Source organism: Shewanella polaris (assembly GCF_006385555.1).
In the GTDB taxonomy this organism is placed as follows: domain Bacteria; phylum Pseudomonadota; class Gammaproteobacteria; order Enterobacterales; family Shewanellaceae; genus Shewanella; species Shewanella polaris.
On record NZ_CP041036.1, the window covers coordinates 4,483,231 to 4,509,452 of the forward strand.

The window sequence follows — 26,222 nt, forward strand, 5'->3', positions numbered from 1 at the left end:
GCAGCTTTTTCCAATAGCGCTTATCGGACTCATATATAATGGGTGTTTTCTGTTTGAAAGCGTGGAGAAGAGTATGGATTGTCGTTTAGGTTGTGGTGCTTGTTGTATCGCACCTTCTATTACGAGCGCCATTCCAGGTATGCCAAATGGTAAACCTGCTGGAGTACGCTGTATTCAGCTAGATAATGATAATTTGTGTATGATATTTGGTCATTCTGATCGTCCCGATGTTTGCGCTGATTTTAGTGCAAGCATTGATGTATGTGGCACAACAAATCAGCAAGCTTTATGGTTGATCACTGATTTAGAATCTTCAACGTGCTAACGTGCTAACTTAATTTACCTTGGATCTTTTAGCTCATGCAACTAACCCGATATACAGATTTTGGTATCCGCATTTTAATGTATCTTGCGGTGCAACCCGAACGAGAAAGCTTGTTTCGAATTGCAGAAGTGACCAGTGTATTTGATCTTTCTTCAAATCATGTGGCCAAAATTATCCACCAATTAGGGAAGCTGGGGTATTTACACACAGTTAGAGGTAAAAGCGGTGGTTTTAGATTAGCAAAAGCGGCTGATGATGTACTGCTTGGACAACTAGTTCGCGATTTAGAACACTCATTAGCGCCAATCGATTGTGAGTCGCCTTATTGCCGTTTTACGACAGTCTGTCGATTAAAAGGTATTTTAGGTCAAGCGGTTGCGGCTTACTTGGCAGTACTAGACCAATATACTCTAACTGATATTGTCGCTAATAGAACCGATATATTGTCTACTTTACCGGATTTGTCTATTTCAGTGTTGCAGTTGGATTAGGCTGACCAGCGGTTGCGATACCAACTTCATCGAATAATTGAGATGTAGGCACTAATATGATGCCATTTTCTTTTAATCGAGCTAAGTTAGCATTTAAAAATCGAATGGTTTCAGGATAAGGATGAGCAATAGCAACAAGACTGCCTTGCTGTTTCGATCGCGTTATTATCTGTTGAAATTGTTTCTCTAATGCCTCTTCATTAATATCGTTGTCTAGAAACACCTGCCTTCTGAGTAATGGCACGCCTAGTTTTATCGCTTGGTTGCTGGCTCGGGTGTATTTAGTGGTAACACTGTCGACAAAAAACAATTGTTGTTGCTTTAAACTCTGCATTACCCATAACATCGGTTCATCCATCTGAGTCAATAAGCTACCCATGTGATTGTTTGCCCCTTTAGCAAACGGAATGCTAGAAAATGCACTTTGTAATTGCTGTTTAATTTGTGCCTCACTCATATCATTAGTTAATCCGCCAGGTCCTAACGCTTTACCATTTAAGGCTTGCATTGGTAGGTGCAACATAATTTCATGGCCTTTTTTGTGACCATCTGTGGCCAGTTTCTGACCCAAGGGAGTATGAGGAAGCACCGATAAAGTAATATTCTGTGGTAATGACAATGCCGCTTCGTCAGTTAGGCGATAACCAATATCGTCAATGATGATGGCAAGTTTAGCGGCGGTAGCAGGCATGATGCTACTGAGTAAGAATAGGATTAATAATAGCTTTAGCACAAATTTAACTTATTTTGGTTAAGTGAGTAATTGTTATTTTTTTGATCTCTGCATAATTATAAGCACAGTTATAGCCAGTGATATAGTGCTAATTGGCAGTCTTACTTATTAACTGGCGCGGTAAGGGACTAAAAAGTGACAAATAATGAGCGAATTAACTGTTGGGTTCTCATGTTTAACGGCAATAATATGCGGGATCAACCGCTTTACCCTTATTACGAATTTCAAAATATAAACCAGGCTCACGTTGCCCGCCTGAACGACCAACAAGTGCAATAGACTCACCGCTTTTTACCATATCACCAGGTTGCTTTAATAGCGTTTGGGCGTGACCGTAGAGGCTCATATAGCCTTTGCCGTGGTCAATCACTAATACCATACCAAAACCACGTAACCAGTCTGCATAAATCACTTTCCCTGATGCCACAGCATTGATATTTTGTCCTTCTGGTGCAGCAAGTACCGCACCTTTCCAAACAATTTGTCCAGAGCGGCTACTACCAAAGCGTTTACTTATTCTGCCGTTAGTTGGCCATTTCAATTTGCCTTTCTGGCTTGCTATTCCGTCCATTGTTGGGTTGGCCTTTGCGGCCAGCATGGCTTGCTGCACAATACGTTTTAAACTCGCCTCTTCTATTTGCAGTTGTTCTAATTCCGCACCTTTACTGGATAAGGTTCGTTGTAATTGAGTCAATGTTTGTTGGCGTTGACCTTGCTCTTTAGTTAATTGCAGTGCTTGTTGTTTTTGGTCTATGACTAACGCATTGAGTTTTTGTTGAGCCGTGACTTGCTGTTGCTTAACGGTATCTAAATCGATACTGGTTTGCTTGAGCTGCTTAATGGCCTTAATTCGGGCATTATTCAAAAATTGATAATAAGCTAGCATACGTTCAACGGCGGCAGGTTTTTGCTGGTTAAGCATCATTTTGGTGTAATCATGATTACCGGCTAAATAAGCACTCGACAACTGATTTGATAAAGTTTCTTGTTGGCTAGTTTTGAGGCTGGCGAGTTCGATTTGTTGCTTGTCGAGTTCGCGAAGTTTGGTATTAACGGTCGCGAGAGATGTTTGTGATTGATTCACTTTTTGAGCTGCTTTGGCAATCGCTTGCTCATCACTTTTAAGTAACGCAATCAGCTTCTCTCGTTGCTTAGCAGTGTCTTTCAGTGAATTTTGCTGCTGGTTTATCTGCACTTGAATAGACTTCAAAGCCGATTGGCGTGAAGACAAATCAGCGCTATTCGCTGTAAGTGAAAAGATTAGAAAGCCAGCTATAATGCTGGCTTTTACAAATAAACGATTTATCACGAGTTAATGTTTACTCTTTAAGGTCAATGATACAGCGTCCAGTCATTTCTTTCGGGATACTTTGGCCCATTAAGGTTAACATAGTTGGCGCGATATCACTCAAACGTCCACCATCTTTTATAGTGGCGTCACGACCGACATAAATAAAGGGCACTAAGTTACTGGTATGAGCTGTAAATGGTTGTCCGTTAGAAGGATCTTTCATTTTCTCTGCATTACCATGATCGGCTGTAATCAAGCATTCACCATCAACTTTCGCTAACGCTTCGACGACCCGGCCAATACATGCATCAACCGCTTCACAGGCTTTAACTGCGGCATCAAAGTTCCCACTATGGCCTACCATATCACCATTTGGATAGTTGCAAATGATCACATCATATTTTGTAGACTCTATTGCGGCGACCAATTTATCGGTTAATTCTGCTGAGCTCATTTCAGGTTGCAGATCATATGTAGCGACCTTAGGCGACTGAATTAAAATACGATCTTCACCTTCAAATGGCTCTTCTTTGCCGCCATTGAAAAAGAAGGTCACATGGGCATATTTTTCTGTTTCTGAAATGCGCAGCTGAGTCTTATGCAGGTTTTGCAGGGTTTCACCTAAGGTATTGACTAAATCACTCGATGGATAGGCTACCGGAGCGTTAATGTCTGCAGCATAGTCTGTTAGCATCACAAAGTTGATTTTTGGTGTTTTATTACGTACAAAACCGTCAAAATCAGGATTAACAAAACTACGAGTAAGTTGACGAGCACGATCAGCGCGGAAATTCATAAAAATCAGCGAATCGTTATCGTTTAATACCGCAGCGTCACCTTGAGCATCAACAATTGCAGAAGCTTTAACAAACTCATCATTTTCATCGCGAGCATAAGCGGCGTCCAATGCTTCTGGCGCCGATGTGTAAGTGTATTGACTTTTGCCTTCGGTAATTAATTCGTAGGCTTGCGATACGCGATCCCAACGATTGTCACGGTCCATCGCAAAGTAGCGGCCAATCATAGATGCAATACGGCCATGACCTAATGAGGCAAATAGCTTATCAAAATGTTCTAAGCTTTTTTTAGCACTACGAGGAGGTGTATCTCGGCCATCTAGAAAAGCGTGTAAATACACTTTGGTTGCACCACGCTCAACGGCCATACGGCACATAGCTTCGATGTGATCTTCATGACTATGTACACCACCAGGGGACAATAACCCCATAATGTGAACAGCACCCTTTGCTGCGATAGCTTTATCTACTGCATCACAAAGCACAGGATTTTTTTCAAACTCATGGTCAGCAATTGCTTTACTGATACGAGTAAGCTCTTGATACACAATTCGGCCAGAGCCAATATTGATATGACCTACTTCAGAGTTACCCATTTGACCATCGGGTAATCCGACGTCCATGCCAGAACCAGAAATAAGACTATGAGGATATTGTGCATTAAGCTTATCTAAAACAGGAGTATTGGCACTAAAAACCGCGTTATATTGCGTATCTTCACTGTAACCCCAGCCATCAAGAATAAGTAATGCGAGTGGACGTTTCTTTGTCATTTTGCAAATACCTTTTTAAGTTAAAAATAGAAGTGTTAGAAAATTTCAATTGAATTAATATTACTACTTATCGATAGTGTGCAAAAGGCATATAGGTTTGAAGATATAACTAAAGCAACGGATAACAATAGGTCAGTTGCAAATAACTCGACTTAAACCGTTTATTTTAGGTGTTTCTTTAATGAAAACTGCCGAGCAAACCGATATACTCGGGGCCATCTCATCTTAGTCATCGTCAGAGAAATCAATAATTATGCAAGAATATATGGAATTTTTTAAAGCAAACCCAATGTTAAGCTTAGCGTGGGTCGGCTTGTTTGTAGCACTTGTTGTTAGTGTCATAAAATCTAGCACATCAAAAGTGAAAAACGTCAGTCATCAAGAGTTAACACTCATGGTAAATAAGCAAGATGCCAAAGTTGTTGATGTGCGTAGTAAAGAAGAATTTAAAAAAGGCCATATTGTTGATGCGCTCAATGTGACCCTAACAGAAATCAAAAATAATCAAGTCACTAGCCTTGAAAAGTTCAAAACTAGCCCCATTATATTAGTATGTAACTCAGGTATGACATCGTCACAAGCAGCTCAACTTCTTACTAAACAAGGGTTTGAAAACATGTTTAACCTTAAAGGCGGCATGGCTGAATGGCAGAGTGCAAATTTACCCGTAGTTAAAAGCAAACGTTAATATTATGACTTAATGGTATGCGGTGTTAATGAATGTAGATATCCGTTAACACGGCTTATTATCAAGATTTTGTTCGTTATCATTTATCGAGCTGGATCAACTTTACGGGATTGCACTAATGTTAGATTAACTCTTTTCATTAGGCGTAACAGCCCAACACAATTAGCTTCACAGAAAAGCTAAATAACATTGATAGGTAGGAAATTATGGCTGAAGTAGCAAACAACGAAGCACAAGCACCACAGTTCAACATTCAGCGTATTTATACAAAGGATTTGTCTTTTGAAACACCAAACAGCCCTGCTGTTTTCCAGAAAGAATGGAACCCAGAAGTAAAATTAGATTTAGATACTCGCAGCAACAAGCTGTCTGACGACACATATGAAGTCATCTTATCGTTAACGGTTACGGCTAAAAATGGCGAAGATACCGCTTTTTTATGTGAAGTTCAGCAAGCGGGTATTTTCTCAATTGTTGGTTTAACTGAACAACAACTTGCACATTCTTTAGGCGCATATTGCCCTAACGTATTGTTCCCATACGCACGTGAATTAGTGGGTAACTTAGTTGGTCGTGGTACTTTCCCACAACTAAACCTTGCTCCAGTTAACTTTGATGCTCTATTTGCTCAGTACGTTCAACAGCGTCAAACTGCAGCAACTGAAGAAGCTACTGCGTAATTTATGAATAACGCTGCCGAAATTACGGTATTAGGGGCGGGGTCTTATGGCACCGCCCTTGCTATTTCTTTAGCCAGTAACGGCCATAAAACGTTGCTTTGGGGTCACGATCCTAAAAGCATGAAAGTTTTAGCAGATAGTCGCTGTAACGAGCGTTTTTTACCCGGCATTCAGTTTCCTGATTGTTTAGCAATCGAACCGGATTTAGGTAAAGCGCTCGCAGCAAGCCAAAATATCCTAGTGGTCGTGCCAAGCCATGTATTTGGTGATGTACTCAAACAAGCTAAGCCATTATTACGCAAAGATGCCCGGATTGTGTGGGCGACCAAAGGGTTAGAGCCTGAAACAGGTCGTTTATTACAAGATGTTGCACGCGAGCAACTTGGAGAACAATATCCGTTAGCGGTATTGTCTGGCCCTACGTTTGCTAAAGAGTTAGCTGCCGGTTTGCCTACCGCCATTTCTATTGCAGGGACTTGCCCGCAGTTTACCAATGATTTGGTTGAGTTACTCCACAGCCCAAAACGATTGCGCGTTTATGCTAATGACGATTTTACCGGCCTTCAACTCGGTGGCGCGGTTAAAAACGTGATTGCGATTGGTGCCGGTATGTCCGACGGCATTGGCTTTGGTGCTAATGCACGTACAGCATTAATTACCCGAGGTCTAGTCGAACTTAGCCGTTTAGGTGTCGCCCTCGGCGCCGATGCCTCAACCTTTATCGGTATGGCTGGTTTAGGTGATTTGGTATTAACTTGTACCGATAATCAATCGCGTAATCGTCGTTTTGGCCTGGCATTGGGCCAAGGTAAAGATGTCATAACCGCGCAAGAAGAAATTGGTCAAGTAGTCGAAGGTTACCGCAACACTAAAGAAGTGTTTACCCTAGCTAAACGCCTCGGAGTAGAAATGCCGATTACAGAGCAAATCTATCAAGTGTTGTATCAAGGCAAAGCACCCGTTGAAGCAGCAAAAGAGTTACTCAGCCGAGACAAAAAGTCTGAAACACTCAAGAAATAGTGCAACAGATCGGTTAACTTAACCGTGAGTAGATACCAAAAAGGATGCTAAAATAGCATCCTTTTTTGCATTTAATGTTTATCCATTAAACACAAAACAACCAATTTCAACGTGTGGAGTAAAACGTGGAACATCATGACGTAATCATTATTGGCGCCGGTGCGGCAGGATTAATGTGTGCTGCTACAGCGGGCTACCGAGGTCGTGATGTGTTGGTATTAGATAACGCCAAACAAGCGGGTAAGAAAATTCTTATCAGTGGTGGTGGTCGTTGTAACTTCACCAACCAAAAAGTCGAACCTCATCAGTTTATTTGCGGTAATCCACACTTTGTAAAATCGGCATTGGCGCGCTATCGCTCAAGCGATTTTATTGAGCTGGTTGAACGTCATGGCATTGAATACCATGAGCGCGAACATGGACAGTTGTTTTGTAATGACACTGCCAAAGAAATCGTTACCATGTTAATGACCGAATGCGAATGGGCCGGTGTTAAGGTAAAGCTGCGTACTGAAATGCTCTCTGTTAGCAAGACCGAAGCAGGCTTTAATTTAAGCACGTCAAATGGCGACTTTAGTTGTGAATCATTAGTGATTGCTACTGGCGGTTTATCCATGCCGAAATTAGGTGCTACGCCTTATGGTTACAAGCTTGCCGAACAATTCGGCTTAAAAGTATTACCTACCAGCGCTGGCTTAGTGCCTTTTACTTGGCATAGCGATCAAAAAATCCGGTTTGAGCCATTATCAGGCATTGCAGTGCCAACCACTATCACGGCACAAGATGGCACCCAGTTTAGCGAAGCCTTATTGTTTACTCATCGTGGTCTATCTGGCCCTGCTGTGTTACAAATTTCAAATTACTGGCATCCAGGTGAAGCTATTTCAATCAATTTACTACCCGCTGAAAAAGCACTAGATAAAATTGAATTTGCACTGAAACATCATCCAAAACAAAGCCTACGCAACACCCTAAGCCAGTGGTTACCAAAACGCTTGGTTGAAGCCCTATTTGAAGAGTCTCAACTGGATAAAGCCCTAAATCAACTAGGGCACGGCGAGCGTGAAAAGCTGGCTAATGATTTAAACGACTGGTCTATTGTTATGAACGGTACAGAAGGCTATCGCACTGCCGAAGTGACTTTAGGTGGCGTCGATACTAATGAATTGTCATCAAAAACCATGCAAGCGAACAAGGTCTCTGGATTATACTTTATTGGTGAAGTTATGGACGTAAGTGGTTGGTTAGGAGGGTTTAATTTTCAGTGGGCGTGGTCATCTGGTGTCGCGGCGGGATTGGCAGTTTAGTTGTTTAGTTGTTTAGTTGTTTTTTAATAAGAATGATGCAATTAAACTAAAAAATTATCTAAAAATGAGTGATTACGTTCCACGCTTACAATACAGCAATTAATTAACCTTCAATGAAGTGATTTATCGCCCGCCTTCAGCCTGTAAATCACCCACGAAAAATGCTGGCTATTAGGTCATCGACAGAGTCGCCATTTTGACGTGGTTCGGCTTGATAAATCGACCATGATAATCAAAAATATACTCGAGAATATCTGTCCTGCATCGATATCCAACAATAGTGTGCAAAATAAGAATAACCCATAAATTTTGTGCTGTGGTGATGAACTTATCTGTTGCTGAATAGTGTCGATATCCATGCTTATGATCTCAAAAATGAGCATAAGTTTACAAACGGATCGATTTGTTGATTCCTTTGATGTTGAATTCCCTCAAAATAGTTCATAATCTTACCCTACGCCATACTATTTTAACTATATAGTGTAAATTCATAGTGTAATTTTTGATGCTTTAATCATTAGATTGACACGCCTGCTATTAGAACAGTGAAGGAATTGTTGAAAATGTTAAAGTTGAATATTACTTTTTATACTGCATTATTAGGGGTGTTTGCGAGTACCAATAGCATCGCAGCCGAATCAAACTCTCTCGATCTGAGTCTACAAGAGTTACTGAATGTTGAAGTGACCTCGGTATCAAAACAAAAGCAGCCCTTGTCAAACTCACCTGCTGCAATCTATGTTGTCACAAGCGAAAATATTCATAATTCTGGGGCAACCTCAATTCCACAAGCACTTCGCGATGTGCCTGGGCTGCATGTAGCCCAGATTGACTCACAAAAATGGGCGATCAGTAGCCGTGGTTTTAACGGTCGCTACAACAACAAATTATTAGTATTGATGGATGGTCGAACCCTCTATTCTCCGGTATTTTCAGGCGTCTATTGGGAAGTGCAAGATACACTGATGGCCGATATTGAACGTATCGAAGTTATACGGGGCCCAAGTGCTGCCATGTGGGGGGCTAATGCTGTAAATGGCGTCATTAATATTATCACCAAACACAGTGCGGACACCTCTGGAGGTTATGCAGAACTAGGCGCCGGTGATTATGAGCAAGGATTTGCAGGTTTTCGTTATGGTTCGACATTATCAGATAATGCAACATCGAGAATGTACGTAAAAGGCCATAATAAAGACTCTCTTGAACATGATCAACAGGATCTCGGCGACTATCTTGTGGGGCCTTCTACAAGTGTTGATAAGGATAACGACTGGACGCACCTACAAGTCGGCGGCCGCGTTGATATAGAGCTTGAGACAGGTACCAGCCTTATGTTGAGCAGTGATTGGTATCGCACTCAAATGCAGCAAACTTCCTATTATCCAACATTAGTTGGTCCGTCATATCTTGAATATAATAGTGACGAAGTAAACAGTGATGGCTTTAATCTGTTATCAAAGTTCACCAAAGCGCTATCGCCAACCTCTCAATATAGTCTGCAAACTTACTACGATTATGCAAAAAGAGACGATGATTGGTATGGTTTTAGTAGTGAAACCCTTGATATTGATTTCCAGCATCAACTGCTTTTAGGCCAAAATCATAATATTGTCTGGGGACTAGGTTACCGCTTTATAAAGGATGATTTCGACCCAAGCACTATTATTGTAAGTAGTGAGTCAGCATCAACTCGAACTAATTTGTGGAGCACATTTGTTCGTGATGAGATGACGTTAATAGACGATGAATTATGGCTTACTTTAGCAACGCGAGTTGAACACTTTGACTACACAGGCTTTGAGATCCAACCCAATATTCGATTAATGTGGCAATTAAATAAAAAAAATAATTTATGGGCCTCGGTTGCACGTGCAATCAGAACACCATCGCGAGTAGAAAATAATCTCTCTGTTAACGCACAAAACATACCGCCTTCGGTTGAATCTCCGTTAGTCAGTATATGGGTGGCTGGTAACGAGAATTATCAATCTGAAGAAATCATTTCCTATGAATTAGGTTACCGTGTTACTCCTGCAAAAAAATGGTCATTTGATTCAACAATATTTTATAACGACTATGACCAACTGCGCAGCGCTCTCAACAGCACAACAGATTTCAGCACGTTTCCCAATTACATTTCACAATACTTAACATTTGAGAATGATCTTAAAGGACATAATTATGGATTCGAGTTCTCTTCTATGTGGGCAGCAACCGATGATCTCCAATTTAAACTGAATTATAGCTTTATTCAAAATGAGTTTGGTGAAAATCAAAGTCAAAATACTGATGCACCAGAGCATATGTTGTCGACAATGATGGACTGGAGTATTACTGATGATATCGATCTTAATCTAGTGTGGCGATTTATGGGTGATGCTTATGTCATCAATACCAATGACCTTAGCACTAAGACCATTGATAGCTACCATGGTTTAGATATTGGGTTGCACTGGGCTGTGACTCCTGATGTCTTGCTATCGGCGTTCGGAAAAAATTTACTTCATCCTGCCCATCTTGAGTATGAAGGAGAGAACTATCAATTCCCTTATAGAGTTGGGCCTAGTTATTACGTTAAAGCAAGCTTAACCTTTTAAGCTTGCAATCATGAAAAAAACGAGCTTTAGCCGAAAGTTGTTGTATTCATTATGGGTGATGGGAGTCATTCTGCTTCCGTGTACCTCTATGGCGCAGGATGCGTTCGAGTTAAAAGCGGCATTAACTTATAACTTTGCTAAGTTTACCCAGTGGCCTGAATCCCGACTCAATGAAACATCTGCGTGGGAAATCTGTTACTTCGGGAATCAATATCACGACAGTTTTATGGGGCTTTCTAATAAAAAATTGGCCACTCAGCCGGTCACTGTTATTCAATTATCAGACATCAGTAAAATAGAACAGTGTGATGTGGTATTTATTGATGCTAATTCTAGAGGATTAACACATCGTTTGTTATTAGCAGTAGAGAACAAAGCGATTTTAACGGTTTCAGATATCTCGGGCTTTGAAATGCAGGGCGGGATGATTGAAATTGTCGAACAAGATAAGCGGTTATATTTCAAGGTTAATATGCAAGTGTTAGAGGCATCAGGATTAAAAATCAGTTCACAAGTATTAAAATTAGCACTCGAAGTTAAACGATGATGGAACGTTATTTTACTAATAACATTATTATTTATCCGCTCATTCTAGCCATCTAAATCTCCCTCAATAACGTTACAATTTTATACCCAAAAGAACAATACTCACGGAAGTAGCTAACCTTTAGGCTTAAATGATGAGAACGTACACAGCTCAATGGTGCCAATATTCATGCTCATGTTCTCAAAAATGAATATAAGTTTACAAACGGATCAATTTGGTGATTGTTTTAATGTTGAATCACCTAAAAATAGTACATAATCTTACCATATGGCATACCCTTTTAACTTTAAAACAAAAATTCATTGTGTAACTTTTGATACGTTAATCAATTGACATGTATCCCCTTAGATTTGTGAAGGAACCATTAAGAAATGTTAAAGTTGAAAGTTACTTTTTTGGCTACACTATTTGTTTTTATAGTCAGTTTCACTGCCATCGCAACCGAGTCAAACTCTCTGGATCTCAGTCTGCAAGAGTTGATGAATGTTGAAGTTACCTCAGTATCAAAACAAAAGCAGCCCTTGTCTAACTCGCCTGCTGCAATCTATGTCGTCACAAGCGAGAGTATTCGTCGCTCTGGGGCAACCTCAATCCCCCAGGCTCTTCGCGATGTACCAGGACTTCATGTAGCGCAAATTGACTCACAAAAGTGGGCCATTGGTAGTCGAGGTTTTAATGGTCGTTACAACAACAAATTATTGGTGTTGATGGATGGCAGAACCTTGTATTCTCCAGCATTTTCAGGTGTCTACTGGGAGGTACAAGACACACTCATGGCCGATATTGAACGCATCGAAGTTATTCGGGGGCCAAGCGCTGCGATGTGGGGCGCCAATGCGGTAAATGGCGTGATTAACATTATTACCAAACACAGTGCAGATACACTAGGTGGTTATGCTGAGTTAGGTGCTGGTGATTATGAACAAGGCTTTGCTGGGTTTCGTTATGGTTCAACAATGTCTGACAAGGTTACGTCGAGAGTCTATTTAAAAGGCCATGAAAGAGACTCGTTTGAGCTTGACCCAAACGATCTTGAAAATGATTTACTGGCACCATTTGCTGATGCTGGCAAAGATAATAGTTGGAAGTATTTGCAATTAGGTGGGCGCATTGATATTCAGCTTGAGACAGACACAAGCCTCACAGTAAGCAGTGACTTTTACACGTCAAAAATGCAACAAGCACCGAATATTGCATCTACAGAGGCGCCGTTATACCGCGAGTTTTATACTGACGAAGTTACCAACGATGGCTTTAACCTGTTATCAAAATACACTAAAGCGCTCTCAGCAACCTCTGAATATAGTGTGCAAGCTTATTATGATTACACAAGCAGAGATGAAGATTTGTATGATTTACGCAGTGATACCTTTGATATTGATTTTCAACATCAATTAATTATTGGGCAGAATCATAATATTGTTTGGGGATTAGGATACCGTTATATACAAGATGAAGTTGACTCTCGTTTGCGCACTTTTTTAACCAGTAGCGAGTCAACACAAACGAATACTGATTTATGGAGTGCATTTATCAGCGATGAAATAATGCTTATTAAAGACGAATTATGGCTGACTCTGGCTTCGCGCTTTGAGCACAACGATTACACTGGGCTTGAAGTTCAGCCCAATATTCGTCTTATGTGGCAGTTAGACGCAAAAAATAATGTATGGACCTCTATCGCCCGCGCAATAAGAACCCCCTCAAGATTAGAAGATAATATTTCAGTAAATGCGCTGAATATACCGCCTTCGGATGTATCTCCATTGGTAAAAGTGTGGGTATCAGGTAGCGACAATTTTGAATCAGAAGAAATTATCTCATATGAAGTGGGTTATCGTTTTATGCCGGTAAGCCAATGGTCTTTTGATACTTCAGTGTTTTACAACAATTATGACCAACTGCGCAGAACCTCAATTGGCGCAACAGATTTCAGCACATATCCTAATTACATTTCTCAATATACTGTATTTGAGAATGGTGATGATGGGTATAATTATGGGGTCGAGTTATCTTCATTGTGGGTTGCCTCCGATACACTTCAGTTAAGGGTTAACTATAGCTTCATTAAAAGCGAATTTGGTGACAACTTAGGGCAGAATACTGATGCGCCTGAGCATATGTTATCGACCATAATCGATTGGAATATTATCGATGATATTGATGTTAACTTTGTATGGCGTTTTATCGATGACACTATTGTTATAAGCGAAAACAACACAAGCGAAAAGACAATCGAACGTTACAACAGTGTGGATATTGGAGTGAGTTGGGACATCACGCCTGATGTTACACTATCAGCTTACGGAAAAAACTTACTTCACCCAGCCCACCTGGAGTATGAAGGAGAAAGTTTGCAGTTTCCTTATCGGGTAGGTCCAAGTTACTACCTCAAAGCGACCTTAATTTTTTAAGGTCGAAACCATGAAAAAAGCTAATTTAAGTCGACAGTTACTGTATTCATTATTAGTTATATTTGTGCTGCTTCCGCATACATCTATAGCCCAGGACTCGTTTGATTTAAAAGCGGCGTTTACCTATAACTTCGCTAAATTTACTCAGTGGCCAGAATCGCGTCTCAATGAAAAATCGCCATGGAAAATTTGTTTCTTTGGCAATCAATATCGCGACAGTTTTATGGAGCTGTCAAATAAAACTTTGGCTAATAAGCCAATCACGGCTATTTCGTTATTAGAAACAAGCCAAATAGAACTGTGTGATGTGGTATTTATTGACGCAAACTCTAGAGATTTAATTCGTCGTTTGTTTTTGGCTGTCGATAATAAACCTATTTTAACGGTGTCGGATATTTCCGGTTTTGCTGTGCAAGGAGGCATGATTGAAATCGTTGAGCAAGATAAGCGATTATATTTCAATATTAATAGTAAGGTGTTAGAGGCATCAGGCTTAAACATTAGCTCACAGGTATTGAAATTAGCACTTGAGGTTAAGCAATGAAAATAATGAATTTTGCATCAATACGAACAAAGTTGATTTTTTCAATGCTAGCGATCGCTATTATTGTCATCATCATCATCTCTACATCTTTAATCACTAAGCAATATGTCATCACTAAAGAGAAGGCAGAACAAAGCTTGGCGGTGTTGAGTGATATTGTCGCGAGTAATAGCCTCTCAGCGGTTATTTTTAACGATCCAGTTTCAGCTGAAAAAACCTTATCGGCACTCATTGCACAACCCGATATCGTCCATGCGGCTATCTATGATATTACAGGTAACGAATTTGCTTTATATCAAGGTAGTGATGCTTACCAAGTAGAAACGGATCGGCAGGAATTAATCAACATTGTATCTTCTAAGAAAAAGTTGATTAAATTTAACCGTGATAGTGCTTATTCTTATACCCCTTTGATCTCTGAAGGCGAGATCGTGGGCGTGTTACAAATCACCGATAATATGAAATCACAATCCCAGCAACTGGATGATTATTTAATTCTGGTTGTTTCCACAAGTGTATTTGCTTTTTTTGCAAGTTTATTGGTTATGTTTTGGTTACAGTCTTTATTCACCAAACCGCTCAATACGCTTTTACATGTCATCGAGCAAATCTCAAATAAAAAAGACTATAGCCAGCGCGTGAGCATCAAGTCTCATGATGAGTTCGCTCAACTGGCGCAAAGTTTTAACGTAATGATCGCCGAAGTGGATGCTCGAGGTAGACAACTGGAAGCCATCAATCATGATTTAGAAAATCGTGTTTCAGAGCGCACCTTTGAATTACAACAGACACTCGAGCTTGCCAAAAAAGCGAATCATGCAAAATCTGAATTTTTAGCCGTAATGAGTCATGAGATCAGAACACCGCTAAATGGCATTATTGGATTTTCAGATCTACTTACGTCTTTTGAATTGAATAAAGAGGTTTCTAATACAGTTCAAATGATCAACGATTCAGCCCAAACATTACTGGTGTTATTAAATGAGGTACTGGATTTTTCTAAGATTGATGCCAATAAAATAGATTTAGACATCAGAGAGTTTAATTTAACTGATTTTGTCACCTTTACATGCCAATCTCATAAAGTTACAGCACAGAAAAAGAGTCTTGATTTCGATGTTGTCATATCGCCACTAAACCACATAAATTACTTAGGCGACTCACTCAGAATACGACAAATTATTAATAACCTTATCTCAAATGCAATAAAATTTACTCGTCAAGGTTCTATTATTATGCAGGTGAGCGAACACCTTGAAGCTTCAGATACTTTTATTACGTTTACGATTAAAGATACTGGGATTGGCATAGCAACATCCAAATTAAAGACTATTTTTACTCCCTTTATGCAGGCGGATAACTCTATAACGCGTGAGTTTGGCGGTACGGGCCTTGGTTTAGCTATTTGCCAGCAGTTAGTTATATTAATGAATGGGCGTTATGGCGTCGAAAGTACCCTAAATGAAGGCAGTAATTTCTGGTTTAGCATCCCGCTTGTGCCTGTAGATAATTCACACCATTCTAAAGAAGTGCTTAGACCTAATCATAGCGTAGAAGGGGTATATCGAAAATCAACAGTGCTTGTTGCAGAGGATAATGCGGTCAACCAACTGGTAGTAAAAAGCTTATTAGAGTCTCTGGGACATCAGTGTGAAATTGTCAATAATGGCCAAGAAGCTATCGCTCGAGCGAAAGAGCAAAAATTTGATTTAATCTTTATGGATTATCATATGCCAGTCGTTGACGGAATCGCTGCCACGGAAGCGATTACTAAGCTAGGTAACAGCTGTATTAACCATCAAACACCTATCATAGCCCTTACAGCAGATATTCAACCCAATGTTAAAAGGTTATTTCGTCAAGCTGGTGCCAAAGATGTACTTTTAAAACCTTTTACCCGCCAAAATTTATCAGAATGCTTGAATAAATGGGTATTTGAACCGGCAAGTCTCCCCGAAAATGTCGATGCTATTGATGACGAGGAAGTCTTGGTGTTAATTGATGGTCCTCTTAATGACATTTATCAAATCTCTCCAGATGACTCAACAGATCTGGTGAAGAGTATTGTAGATATGTATTTGCAACATACTCCAGAGTTAATCAATAATATTATTAAAGGGTTAGCAGATAATAATGCAGATCAGGTATTTAAATCTGCACACTCACTAAAGTCTAGTTCGGCCAATTTAGGGGCGATAAAGATTCAGGCATTAGCGAGTAAAATAGAGTTATTTGCACGTAATGACCAATTGAGTGATGCTAATAATCTCTCAGATTCCTTGTTACCGGCATTTGAACAAACTACAGAAGCATTGCTGTTAAAATTAGAGGGGTATGCCTAATGGAATTAAATACTCTTCAAGATGTGGTGTTAATCGTCGACGATGATCCCGTCATTCGACTGCTAATGCGTCGAGCACTGAGTCAGTCTGTGGGTAATATTATTGAAGCCTGCAGTGGAGAGGAAGCCATAGAGCAGTTTTCCAAACATGTGCCTGATCTAATACTACTCGATGTATCGATGGATATGATGGATGGTTTTGAATGCTGTTCAGTCATTCGCTCATTACCCGGAGGGGATAATGTCGCCATTATTATGATTACCGCCTTAGATCAGCCTCAAGACATTAAAAAAGCCTTCGATGTTGGTGCTACAGACTTTATGACAAAACCGGTTCAGTGGCCGCTGCTTAGTCATCGAATCCATTATGTTCTTAAAGCAAATAAGACCATAAAGGAATTAACTAAGAGTAAAAACAAGCTAGCCAAAGCACAAAGCATTGCTCACTTGGGCTCATGGGAATGGGATTTTAAATCCGATGCATTAGACTGTTCTGATGAAGTTTATCGTATGGTTGGTTTAAAGCCTCAAGAAGTAAAAATTACACTGCCTTATTTGCTAGAAATTGTTCACCCTGATGATCGGGTTTTTTTAAAGACCACCGTCATGGGAGCCTTAAAGGCCAAAAAACCGTATGATATAGAGTATCGTATTTTTCATAGCAGTGGCGAAGTCATTACTCTGCATGATCGAACAGATATCACTTATCATTTTGGTGAACCACGTCTTAACGGCACATTACATGATATCTCTAATAGAAAAAAATCAGAACAAGAAATAGCCTATTATGCATTTTATGATACGTTAACGGATCTGCCCAATAGACGTAAGTTTCTTATGCAATTGGACTCCGCTATTGCTTTAGCCAAACGGCAAACAACCAAATTGTCATTACTGTTTATCGATTTAGATCACTTCAAAAGAATCAATGATACTTTGGGGCATCAAGCTGGCGATCAATTATTATGTGAAGCAGCCCAACGTATTAAAGATTCTGTACGTATTTCTGATCAAATCAGTGTGGGAAGTCACCTAGAATACGAAAATGATCATCTTGCGCGTTTGGGTGGTGATGAGTTCACGCTGCTTTTATGTCAATTAGAGCAGCTGGAAAACGTTGCTATTATTGCTCAGCGAATTCTTGATTCACTCTCCAAGCCCTTCTTTATTCAGGGGCAGAAAACGTTTATTTCGGCAAGCATAGGTATCTCCTTTTATCCAGATGACGGTGCTACTGGCGATGTATTATTGCAACATGCAGATACAGCTATGTATCAAGTCAAAAATAACGGAAAAAATAGTTACCAACTGTTCTCACATGAGATGCATAAGACATTAATGGATCGACTTAAACTTGAAGCCGAACTTCGAGAAGCCGTAACCTTAGGTAATCAGCTGGTACTTTATTATCAGCCACAAGTGAATTCAGTTGATGGAAAAATTGTTGGATACGAAGCATTATTACGTTGGAACCACCCCACAAGAGGCTTGTTAACACCTATTGATTTCATTGGTATTGCAGAAAGTAGTGGCTTAATCATTCCCATCGGGAAGTGGGCTTTACTTGAAGCGTGTAAAAAAGCAAAAAAAATACACGCTACAGATGTGCACTTTGAGCGTATGGCTGTCAACCTATCTGCCTTACAATTCAATCATGCAAATATTTTAGAGCATGTCACAAACGCACTGCTTGAGACAGATTTAGCACCCAATATACTTGAGCTTGAAATTACTGAATCAGCCATCATCAGTAATATTGAGGAAGCTATCCCTTTGCTGTTTAAACTCAAAGAATTAGGCTTAAAATTAGCGATTGATGATTTTGGAACGGGTTACTCTTCATTAAGCTACTTGAAGAATTTTCCCATAGATACCTTGAAGATTGATAAATCGTTTGTAGATGGAATCGTCAATAATCAAAAAGATGCCGCTATCGCTCGTACAATCATTCAACTCGCTCTTAATTTAGGCCTCAGTACTATCGCTGAAGGTGTTGAGTATATAGAGCAACATGAACTGCTTAAGGCTATGGGATGTAGTAACTTCCAAGGTTACTTATTTGGTAAACCCTTACCTCAGGAATAGCATAGTTTGGTGTGTGACAGGCAACCTAATTGCTTATTAATGCAGATTAATGGCAGTAAAGCAGCAAGTTTACAATGCCCGAGTCAATACCTATCGCAATGTTAATGGTGGTTTTGATTTATCAGACTCGGGAATATATTGCGTCTACACAAGATAGAATCATGTAACTAAAGCGTCAAAAGTAACAACGACCGATTGGGGTATCATCCCACGTTATCTTCGTTCTAATTTAGAAAATGGTATCAATGACAAAAACTTGATTTAACGATGTTAATTATTAAATATCAATAAACGTTGAGATTTAATAATTAGAACTCATATTTCTATTTGAGAATAACCTTTGATCTCAACCTTTCGATTCTTGTTTATCAGCAAGCCACTGGACAAATACTTTAATTGTGGGCATACGTTTGTGAGAGTGACCCATTAGTTGGGTCATGGCGTAGCTAAATTGATAATACATTTCGGCATCGTTGTAATGTTTTTGTGCATCGTCACTGTTAATCATCGCACCACGCAAATAGTCACAAAGCAACTCGTTACGATTAAATCCATCCACCACACCAATTTCTGTCAGGGTTTGTGCATTCCATTGTTGATACTGCTTAAGCACCCGATCAAAACGATCACGGTAATAATCGCCAGCTTGGATTAATATTGACTCATTAGGAATAACTCTGGCAATAACAAAAGATTGCTCAAGTAAGATGTGATACAAACGTTGGCAATGATGAAAAATATAGCGTAAATAGGGATCTTTATACTGCTGTGTATCGAGTTCTGCTTGAGTTAACCAGCGGCGGTAATCGGCACAAGCAACGGCCACAATTAAGTCGGCCTCTGAGGTAAAATGATTATAAATAGTGCCTTTAGATATTTGACTGGCTTGGACTAAATGCGAGCGACACAAATCAAAGGTTTTGTGGCCTTTAAGGCAACGTTGCGACACTTCAATTAAGTAATTACCACGTTTTTCCCAGCTACTCATACTCGACTCCATTAAGCTTTAGATGAAATCTTTTCAACTTCACATTTACACCATAGCAAGCTTTGTGGATAGCGCAAATTGAGTAATACTGATACCACTATGAACTTATTCAATAGCCCATGTTAAAAATTGAATTACTTGAAAGTTTTATCGCTATCGCTGAATGTGGCAACTTGTCCAAAGCAGCCGATAAAATTTGCCGAACCCAATCAGCACTCAGTCTACAAGTTAAAAAACTTGAAGAAAGTGTCGGCCAGTCTTTACTAATAAGAGACAACAAAGGTGTCACCTTGACAGAGTCAGGTGAAACGCTGCTTAACTATGCTTATAAAATGATGCAACTTAGCTCGCAAGCGCTCGATGAGTTAAAAGATGGTCAAAATCATGAGGTGATCCGCTTTGGTGTTCCTACCGATTTTATAAAGTGCTATCTAAATAGTTTTTTATTAGAGTTTATACGTGAGTTTACAAGTATAGAATTAGTTATCGATACCGACGTGAGTGGCAATTTATTCAAACGACTGCATCAAGGTGAATTTGACGTCATTGTGGCGACTCACTGGCAATTACCAACAAACGGCGAACTGCTATTTACCCGTCGCTTTCATTGGGTTGCGGCATCTGACGGGAAAGCCCACCAGAGAAAAACCATTCCGGTAGGACTATACCCAGAAAACTGTCCTATTCGAGCCCAAGTATTTGCTAATCATCAATTGTCTATGCGTCCTATTAAAGTATTGCTGTCCACGCCATCACCAGAGGCTTTATGCATGGCGGTCGAGAATGATTTAGTGGTTGCACCTGTAGCCGAATTTAGAATTAGTGACCAGATGCAGATTTTAGATCCTATTGAGTACGGCTTACCGCCACTGCCTGTATTTAACGAGTCGCTTTACCTCAATCCAGACACTCAAACACCTGCAACCATACAATTAATTAACTTAATTAAAGCCAATGTCGAACGCAAAGGCTATAAGCTCTACTAGCCCAACCTCAAAACCTATACGTTCAATAATGCCTTACAGCATGAAGCTGCCAAACAAAAATGCCAGCAACACACTTGAAGCAATGGTCACTACACCTGGTATTAAAAATGGGTGATTAAATACTGCCTTACCTATGCGAGTTGAACCCGTGTCGTCCATTTCGACTGCTGCTAATAAAGTTGGGTAAGTCGGTAATACAAATAATGCACTCACCGCCGCAAATGAGGCAACCGCAGTTAATGGACTCACTCCAATGGCTAACGCCGCAGGCATTAACGCTTTGGTGGTTGCACCTTGCGAATACAACAACATTGAAGCAAAAAATAACGCCACAGATAACAACCAAGGCTGACTTTGAAGTAACGTTCCTGCAACGTCTTTAATTTCATCAATGTGGTTAGACACAAAAGTGTCGCCTAGCCATGCCACACCCAACACACAAATACATGCAGACATACCCGACTTAAATGTCGACGCATTAGAAATCTTGCTGGCGTCGATACGACAGAACCACGTTATTGCCGCTGCGGCTGACAACATAAACAGCATAATGGCCACATCTCGTGACAATACAGGATTGACGATTAACCCCACTTTGTCAGATATCGCGGTGGCATAAGACATCACAGCCATAATCGCCACTAAAAAAATCACTACCGACTGTTTGGCTCTAGGCTGAAGTGTAACTTGAGTTTTGCCCCGTATTTTGACTAATCCACTGGCTAAACGTTGTTGATAAATAGGATCTTGTGCCAGCGGTTTACCGAACATTGACGCCACAGCAGCGCCAATTAAACAAGCAATAAACGTCGATGGAATACACACGGCTAACAGCACTAAATAATCCACCCCGAAAGGTTCTAATATCCCTGATAAAAACACCACTGCCGCCGAAATAGGTGAAGCGGTTATGGCAACTTGTGAGGCAACAACAGCAATAGACAATGGTCTAGAAGGACGTATGCCCTGTTCTTTGGCTACTTCGGCAATTACAGGTAAGGTAGAAAAAGCCGTATGGCCTGTACCGGCAAATAAGGTCATTAAATAAGTGACCACAGGGGCTAAAAAGGTAATGTGTTTTGGATGTTTACGGAGAAACTTTTCCGCTATCGACACTAAATATTCCATCCCCCCCGCTTCTTGCATTGCTGCAATGGCGGTAATAACGGACATAATAATCAACATAACGTCGATAGGGATCGCCCCAGGCGTTAACCCTAATCCTACAGTGAGAATTAATACCCCAACACCACCAGCGAAACCAATCCCCATGCTGCCCATTCTTGCACCGAAGTAAATAACTCCTAGTACAATGATTATTTCTAAAATCATCATAAAATAAACTCAATATTAAACGTTATTTGCTGCTTTAAATTGCAGAACATAGACCAGCAGAGTGCCAGAGCGGAATACTAGCTTGTTAAGCTTTAGGGAATATAGACATGGATCAATTTACTGAATGATGCACAGATTAATTGATTATTACAGGCAGACTTTATAAAGAAGAAACATGATGACAAAGAAAAGAAAACACGAAACAATAATTTAAGTTTATACCAATATATTTCACATGAAAAATGCCAATCAAGGATTGGCATTTTGTGATAAAAATTAAGCAAAATAACCTAATTTATCCCTTATAACCCTTAAACTTAAACGTATGGCAAGTATTGCATAACGGTTGTTTTTTCGGTGTATGTTCACCATGACATTCTTGGCAAGGTACATCTTTACCGTAATGAAGATTGTTATGTGGATTTTGCCACTTGTCTTCTTCATTAGCAGGCATAGTTTGTTTCGCTAAGTCATCGACATTATGGCACTGCAAACAGGCTTCGTCTGATGGGAACTGCTTGATGCCATTATCATGGCAAGTTTTACAGTCGTTACCGATAACGTCTTTATGATAGTCACGGATTTCAACTGACTGCGCTGATAAACTGGTTAATCCAAGTAGTACCAGTCCAAGTATGATATTAAAGTTTTTCATTAATGATTCCTCTTGTTCACTGGTCTAGTTATACTTTCATAAGACTTCTAGCGGCGGTCATGCCCATCACCATACATTCTGGGATAGAACAACTGCCCAAACGACTCACACCATGAATACCACCACTGACTTCACCTGCGGCATAAAGGCCTGGAATCGACTGACCAGTTAAACTATCTTTCACTTCGGCTTTAGTGTTAATTTTTACACCACCTTGGCAGTAATGTACTTTTGGCCATAAGCGAACGACAGTAAATGGCGCTTCGATCATTTTGTTTTTAGCCATAGTCATATCTTTAGCAAACTGCTTGTCTTCGCCGGTTTTAACAAAACCATTGTATTCTGCAATTTGTGCTTTTAATGCTTCTAAAGGTACATCAAAGTGTTTCGCCAATGCTTCCACAGAATCAAATTTCCAACCGACATTGTACTTAATAACTTTTTCGGTATTGGGATGCACTTTTGAATCTTTATAACTGGTGATTAAAATCGGCGGTAATGCATTACCTTTTTCATCACGACAACTTAACTCAGCATCTGCACGAGTTTTACGGTCGGCAATTTCATTCATAAAACGCTTACCGGTTAAACGGTTAACCGCAATTGAATGTGGGAAGTTGAAAATAGAATAGTTAGACACGTAACCAAAGCCACCTTCATCAGGTGATGCCCAAGGGCCTGACTGAATATATGCCAAATGCACAGGAATAGCCCCTAAACGGAACATTTCAAGCATACCTTCACCAGTTGCGCCTGGCGCGTTGGTACAACCCACTTCAGCAGTTAAGGTCGGATCTTCAGCCATACGTAAATCAACATTTTGTGCAAAGCCACCAGTAGCCATAATCACACCGCGCTTAGCGCGAATGTTCATCACTTTACCAGGCTGGTCTTCTTCAAAGTGGTAATTGCTACGCATTTTAACGCCCACAACTTCGCCTTTATCGCCAAGGAGGAACCCTTCGAATTTTGAACGGTTATGGGTATTAACGCCAATACGCTTACACTCTTTATACATTGGCTGGGTAATACCAGCACCACAACTGACTGCGGTTTGATAGGTACGTGCAACCGAGTGCCCGCCCAACTGTTGTAGGTATGGATGATATTCTGCACCAGCGTCTAAGGTCATTTGCAATGCTTCAACTGCGTGAGATGCAATATGACGCAATAAAACCTCATCAGCGACACCACGACCAGATAACATCTGGTCAGCAACCATTCTGTCTACAGAATCTTCAACGCCTTCTTTCTTTTGCATCGGTGTTCCTGGCGCAGCAAAAAGCCCACCATTAATCGCTGAGTTTCCGCCGAAATATGACATTTTCTCAAAAATATGAACGTCTTTTGCACCCAGTTTAGTGGCTTCGATTGCGGCCGCTAAACCTGCAAAACCAGAACCAATAATGAGTATTTCGACTTCTTTATCCCATTTAACACCGTCAGCCTTTTCAGACATTGCCATTGCTGGTGCTACTACCGCTGCCCCAGCAGCAATACCTAGACCTGCAATAAACTTACGGCGCCCTAATAGATCTATATTGCTCATAGGTTATCACCCCTTTTTATATAATTGACGATTCATCATATCCTTGGAATCAATTCCAAAATGGGAACTATTGTTAATGTTTGATGAAAAAACGAACCGATGTTAAGTAATCAATTATAGGTATAATATTAGAGAGATTTGTTGTGAGGTACGGATTTTGGACTGCTGTCCAAAATGTTAATTAAGGCAATTATTAGTGACTTAGATTGTTAACCTAGAATTTTTCAGACACGGAACACCTTTAACATTAATCTAAATCAAAATGGGTATAATCCGCATATTATTACGTGGGGAGAGTTATCGTTGGCAGTGTTGTGCGTTAATGCGCAATGGTATTAATTTACCATTAACTGAGTAGGTTAATTAAAGCAGGTAATATAGTGCAACCTACTAATTTAAAATATTAAATTCGATTAAAAATACTTATTTTAAGCCACATCAACTAGTGTTGATGCGGCTTAAACAAGTCACTATTGAACCCCAAAAACTATTTGTCTTCGCATAAATTACGCCCTGCGGCATAACAGCTTGGTTGACGCGGACACACAGCCCCACGCGAGCAAATTAACTGCGCATCTTTTTTAATGCCACGCTCAATCCAGTTAATATTAAGAATTTTAGCTACGCTGTTAAGATCTTTTTGAATATGCTTAGGAATAGCGACAGCCCCGCCGCCAGTGACACAGGCCTGTTTAAGATCATTAGCAATCGATTGGGCATCCTTTCCTTGCGCCTCAATGGCTGGATTTAAATCTATGCCGGCACATAACACATGCGGATTACCCGCTGAGTCATCGACCTTTATTGATTCGCAGCAATAAATCCGCGGTTCATTACCCACATTTAAAATCGATATTTGCGCAGAGGTGCCTTCGACAGGTTCGCTGATCATTCTAAATACAGCCCAATGCTGACACGGGTCCTCCACTAACCGCATGTTGCCCCAAGGCAAAGGAATGCCATTCCCACGATAAACAGCTTTTAACTTGCCCGGTGCATAGGCATCAAAATAATGCCAATGAGGGTAAGGTGACACCACAGTCATACGGCGCATTGCAACCGATGCCGACACTTGCAATTGTTTATGCACGCTAATTTCATAACCATGACGGTCGAGTAATTGTCGAAATGGTACTTTAGGGCACAATAAGGCACCCGCAAAAAAGCTTGATTCGAAATCGCGCCACGCATGCAAAATATCTTGCGCGTTCAGGGTGTTAGATTGAGGAATGAGCGCATCATCAAAGTCATCACGTCGGCCCGACATCATCACACTTTTTAAGCCATCTTTATTATGTAAAACACAATGGCCAATATGCACAGCTAAATCGTATTTCAACCTGCTGGGTCTCTTTTTCAAGACATTACTGATATAGATGGTACCCGGCGGTTCAAAAAATGAGGTCACTAATTGCTTAGAGTTTATGCCCATTTCGTTGATAACTTCTTGCGGAACACGATCGATCCATTTAATTTTTAAGCCCACGCCTTTGGCAATATCTAAAATATCTTCGGTAGCAAGTGGCATGCGTTTTAAGCCAACTTCTTCGGCGGCGCGCTCTAAATCAGGAAAATGATTTTGATGATGCTCTTGGTGTGCGCGAATAAGCAAATGGGCAAATTGACGCCCACTGGTGCCAGTTTGCGACAACATTTCAGGAATGGCAATTTGAAGAATGTCATTAGAAAACAAAAAACTTGGCTCAAGCGGCATACCACTAATGCCACCTTTGTTGCCTTTTTCGGGTGTAATTGCTTCATCGTCTGGCACATCATCCAGAAACCAGTCCACTTCTTTTTGAAAAACGGCCGCGATTACCGCCAACATAGAGGCGCTTGGTACTCGCTTTCCGCGTTCGATCATCGACAGGTATGACACAGACGGTGCATTTCCTGAGTCGACACGTACACAGCGGGCAGACAAGTCTTCCATTGTTAAGTTATTGCGTTTACGCAAGTTTCTTATCTTTGTGCCCAAAAAATGGGTCTTTCGCATTAAGCTTTTTTCATTTCTCATTTTGTATAATTCACACTGTAAAATTTTTATTGTGAAATTGTTTGTAAAAATAGCAT

At 40.3% G+C, this 26,222-nt stretch carries 21 protein-coding genes; 13 read left to right on the forward strand and 8 right to left on the reverse strand.

Features of this window, described 5'->3' with window-relative positions; all coding sequences use genetic code 11:
• Positions 1 to 73: 73 nt before the first annotated feature.
• Both FH971_RS19615 and FH971_RS19620 read left to right on the forward strand, forming a co-directional pair.
• Complete coding sequence (locus tag FH971_RS19615; RefSeq protein ID WP_140235390.1) at positions 74 to 325, forward strand: YkgJ family cysteine cluster protein; 252 nt, start codon at positions 74 to 76, stop codon at positions 323 to 325.
• 35 nt (positions 326 to 360) lie between these two features.
• On the forward strand, positions 361 to 816 hold the full coding sequence (locus FH971_RS19620; RefSeq protein WP_137224448.1) for an Rrf2 family transcriptional regulator: 456 nt from the start codon (positions 361 to 363) through the stop codon (positions 814 to 816).
• Here the strand turns inward: FH971_RS19620 and FH971_RS19625 are convergent.
• The 3 genes from FH971_RS19625 to gpmM form a co-directional block, all read right to left on the reverse strand.
• Entirely contained in the window at positions 791 to 1,507 is a 717-nt protein-coding gene (locus FH971_RS19625) for a divergent polysaccharide deacetylase family protein (RefSeq protein WP_140235656.1), read from the reverse strand. The genes FH971_RS19620 and FH971_RS19625 overlap by 26 nt on opposite strands.
• A gap of 217 nt (positions 1,508 to 1,724) precedes the next feature.
• Positions 1,725 to 2,858 (reverse strand): murein hydrolase activator EnvC family protein, encoded by a 1,134-nt coding sequence (locus FH971_RS19630; RefSeq protein WP_140235391.1) that lies wholly within the window; start codon positions 2,856 to 2,858, stop codon positions 1,725 to 1,727.
• A gap of 10 nt (positions 2,859 to 2,868) precedes the next feature.
• A complete protein-coding gene (gene gpmM, locus FH971_RS19635; RefSeq protein WP_137224442.1) occupies positions 2,869 to 4,410 on the reverse strand; it encodes a 2,3-bisphosphoglycerate-independent phosphoglycerate mutase in 1,542 nt (513 codons plus the stop codon).
• A 253-nt stretch (positions 4,411 to 4,663) separates the two neighbouring features.
• Here gpmM and FH971_RS19640 point away from each other — a divergent pair, with 253 nt between their 5' ends.
• From FH971_RS19640 to FH971_RS19685, 10 genes are all read left to right on the forward strand, one after another.
• Positions 4,664 to 5,098 (forward strand): rhodanese-like domain-containing protein, encoded by a 435-nt coding sequence (locus FH971_RS19640; protein ID WP_137224439.1) that lies wholly within the window; start codon positions 4,664 to 4,666, stop codon positions 5,096 to 5,098.
• Positions 5,099 to 5,304: 206 nt separating this feature from the next.
• Positions 5,305 to 5,778 carry a protein-export chaperone SecB gene (gene secB, locus FH971_RS19645; RefSeq protein ID WP_140235392.1) on the forward strand — a complete coding sequence of 158 codons (474 nt, stop codon included), beginning with the start codon at positions 5,305 to 5,307 and terminating at the stop codon, positions 5,776 to 5,778.
• Between the two features lie 3 nt (positions 5,779 to 5,781).
• A complete protein-coding gene (gene gpsA, locus FH971_RS19650) occupies positions 5,782 to 6,798 on the forward strand; it encodes an NAD(P)H-dependent glycerol-3-phosphate dehydrogenase (protein ID WP_137224433.1) in 1,017 nt (338 codons plus the stop codon).
• 125 nt (positions 6,799 to 6,923) lie between these two features.
• A complete protein-coding gene (locus tag FH971_RS19655; protein ID WP_140235393.1) occupies positions 6,924 to 8,105 on the forward strand; it encodes a BaiN/RdsA family NAD(P)/FAD-dependent oxidoreductase in 1,182 nt (393 codons plus the stop codon).
• 563 nt (positions 8,106 to 8,668) lie between these two features.
• Positions 8,669 to 10,705 (forward strand): TonB-dependent receptor plug domain-containing protein, encoded by a 2,037-nt coding sequence (locus tag FH971_RS19660; protein ID WP_140235394.1) that lies wholly within the window; start codon positions 8,669 to 8,671, stop codon positions 10,703 to 10,705.
• A 10-nt stretch (positions 10,706 to 10,715) separates the two neighbouring features.
• Entirely contained in the window at positions 10,716 to 11,252 is a 537-nt protein-coding gene (locus FH971_RS19665) for a YfiR family protein (protein ID WP_140235395.1), read from the forward strand.
• A 371-nt stretch (positions 11,253 to 11,623) separates the two neighbouring features.
• Positions 11,624 to 13,666 carry a TonB-dependent receptor plug domain-containing protein gene (locus tag FH971_RS19670; protein ID WP_140235396.1) on the forward strand — a complete coding sequence of 681 codons (2,043 nt, stop codon included), beginning with the start codon at positions 11,624 to 11,626 and terminating at the stop codon, positions 13,664 to 13,666.
• A gap of 10 nt (positions 13,667 to 13,676) precedes the next feature.
• The gene (locus tag FH971_RS19675; protein ID WP_140235397.1) at positions 13,677 to 14,210 is read left to right on the forward strand and encodes a YfiR family protein; all 534 of its coding nucleotides are present in this window, start codon (positions 13,677 to 13,679) and stop codon (positions 14,208 to 14,210) included.
• Positions 14,207 to 16,552: an ATP-binding protein gene (locus FH971_RS19680; RefSeq protein WP_140235398.1), complete on the forward strand. Its 2,346-nt coding sequence runs from the start codon at positions 14,207 to 14,209 to the stop codon at positions 16,550 to 16,552. The genes FH971_RS19675 and FH971_RS19680 overlap by 4 nt, the downstream gene beginning before the upstream one ends.
• On the forward strand, positions 16,552 to 18,636 hold the full coding sequence (locus FH971_RS19685) for a two-component system response regulator (RefSeq protein WP_140235399.1): 2,085 nt from the start codon (positions 16,552 to 16,554) through the stop codon (positions 18,634 to 18,636). Before FH971_RS19680 ends, FH971_RS19685 begins: the two co-directional genes overlap by 1 nt.
• 346 nt (positions 18,637 to 18,982) lie before the next feature.
• Here the strand turns inward: FH971_RS19685 and FH971_RS19690 are convergent, their stop codons facing one another.
• Positions 18,983 to 19,624 (reverse strand): TetR/AcrR family transcriptional regulator, encoded by a 642-nt coding sequence (locus FH971_RS19690; RefSeq protein ID WP_140235400.1) that lies wholly within the window; start codon positions 19,622 to 19,624, stop codon positions 18,983 to 18,985.
• 119 nt (positions 19,625 to 19,743) lie between these two features.
• Between FH971_RS19690 and FH971_RS19695 the strand changes: the two genes are divergently transcribed.
• Positions 19,744 to 20,610, forward strand: a complete 867-nt coding sequence (locus FH971_RS19695; protein ID WP_137224398.1) for a LysR family transcriptional regulator — start codon at positions 19,744 to 19,746, stop codon at positions 20,608 to 20,610.
• Between the two features lie 33 nt (positions 20,611 to 20,643).
• Here FH971_RS19695 and FH971_RS19700 read toward each other — a convergent pair whose 3' ends face one another.
• From FH971_RS19700 to FH971_RS19715, 4 genes are all read right to left on the reverse strand, one after another.
• A complete protein-coding gene (locus tag FH971_RS19700; RefSeq protein ID WP_140235401.1) occupies positions 20,644 to 21,945 on the reverse strand; it encodes an anaerobic C4-dicarboxylate transporter in 1,302 nt (433 codons plus the stop codon).
• 295 nt (positions 21,946 to 22,240) lie between these two features.
• Positions 22,241 to 22,600 (reverse strand): cytochrome c3 family protein, encoded by a 360-nt coding sequence (locus FH971_RS19705; RefSeq protein ID WP_137224393.1) that lies wholly within the window; start codon positions 22,598 to 22,600, stop codon positions 22,241 to 22,243.
• A 28-nt stretch (positions 22,601 to 22,628) separates the two neighbouring features.
• Positions 22,629 to 24,149 carry an acrylate reductase flavoprotein subunit ArdA gene (ardA, locus tag FH971_RS19710; protein WP_137224390.1) on the reverse strand — a complete coding sequence of 507 codons (1,521 nt, stop codon included), beginning with the start codon at positions 24,147 to 24,149 and terminating at the stop codon, positions 22,629 to 22,631.
• 487 nt (positions 24,150 to 24,636) lie between these two features.
• A complete protein-coding gene (locus tag FH971_RS19715; RefSeq protein WP_140235402.1) occupies positions 24,637 to 26,166 on the reverse strand; it encodes a DUF3612 domain-containing protein in 1,530 nt (509 codons plus the stop codon).
• Between the last annotated feature and the right edge of the window lie 56 nt (positions 26,167 to 26,222).

What these genes read in the sequence shown, in the direction of transcription:
- ardA (WP_137224390.1), bottom strand. Translation starts at nt 24,149, where the DNA reads ATGAGCAATATAGATCTATTAGGGCGCCGTAAGTTTATTGCAGGTCTA.
- FH971_RS19695 (WP_137224398.1), top strand. Translation starts at nt 19,744, where the DNA reads ATGTTAAAAATTGAATTACTTGAAAGTTTTATCGCTATCGCTGAATGT.
- FH971_RS19715 (WP_140235402.1), bottom strand. Translation starts at nt 26,166, where the DNA reads ATGAGAAATGAAAAAAGCTTAATGCGAAAGACCCATTTTTTGGGCACA.
- secB (WP_140235392.1), top strand. Translation starts at nt 5,305, where the DNA reads ATGGCTGAAGTAGCAAACAACGAAGCACAAGCACCACAGTTCAACATT.
- gpsA (WP_137224433.1), top strand. Translation starts at nt 5,782, where the DNA reads ATGAATAACGCTGCCGAAATTACGGTATTAGGGGCGGGGTCTTATGGC.
- FH971_RS19640 (WP_137224439.1), top strand. Translation starts at nt 4,664, where the DNA reads ATGCAAGAATATATGGAATTTTTTAAAGCAAACCCAATGTTAAGCTTA.
- FH971_RS19690 (WP_140235400.1), bottom strand. Translation starts at nt 19,624, where the DNA reads ATGAGTAGCTGGGAAAAACGTGGTAATTACTTAATTGAAGTGTCGCAA.
- FH971_RS19620 (WP_137224448.1), top strand. Translation starts at nt 361, where the DNA reads ATGCAACTAACCCGATATACAGATTTTGGTATCCGCATTTTAATGTAT.
- FH971_RS19680 (WP_140235398.1), top strand. Translation starts at nt 14,207, where the DNA reads ATGAAAATAATGAATTTTGCATCAATACGAACAAAGTTGATTTTTTCA.
- FH971_RS19665 (WP_140235395.1), top strand. Translation starts at nt 10,716, where the DNA reads ATGAAAAAAACGAGCTTTAGCCGAAAGTTGTTGTATTCATTATGGGTG.
- gpmM (WP_137224442.1), bottom strand. Translation starts at nt 4,410, where the DNA reads ATGACAAAGAAACGTCCACTCGCATTACTTATTCTTGATGGCTGGGGT.
- FH971_RS19705 (WP_137224393.1), bottom strand. Translation starts at nt 22,600, where the DNA reads ATGAAAAACTTTAATATCATACTTGGACTGGTACTACTTGGATTAACC.
- FH971_RS19660 (WP_140235394.1), top strand. Translation starts at nt 8,669, where the DNA reads ATGTTAAAGTTGAATATTACTTTTTATACTGCATTATTAGGGGTGTTT.
- FH971_RS19700 (WP_140235401.1), bottom strand. Translation starts at nt 21,945, where the DNA reads ATGATGATTTTAGAAATAATCATTGTACTAGGAGTTATTTACTTCGGT.
- FH971_RS19625 (WP_140235656.1), bottom strand. Translation starts at nt 1,507, where the DNA reads ATGCCTGCTACCGCCGCTAAACTTGCCATCATCATTGACGATATTGGT.
- FH971_RS19685 (WP_140235399.1), top strand. Translation starts at nt 16,552, where the DNA reads ATGGAATTAAATACTCTTCAAGATGTGGTGTTAATCGTCGACGATGAT.
- FH971_RS19675 (WP_140235397.1), top strand. Translation starts at nt 13,677, where the DNA reads ATGAAAAAAGCTAATTTAAGTCGACAGTTACTGTATTCATTATTAGTT.
- FH971_RS19615 (WP_140235390.1), top strand. Translation starts at nt 74, where the DNA reads ATGGATTGTCGTTTAGGTTGTGGTGCTTGTTGTATCGCACCTTCTATT.
- FH971_RS19670 (WP_140235396.1), top strand. Translation starts at nt 11,624, where the DNA reads ATGTTAAAGTTGAAAGTTACTTTTTTGGCTACACTATTTGTTTTTATA.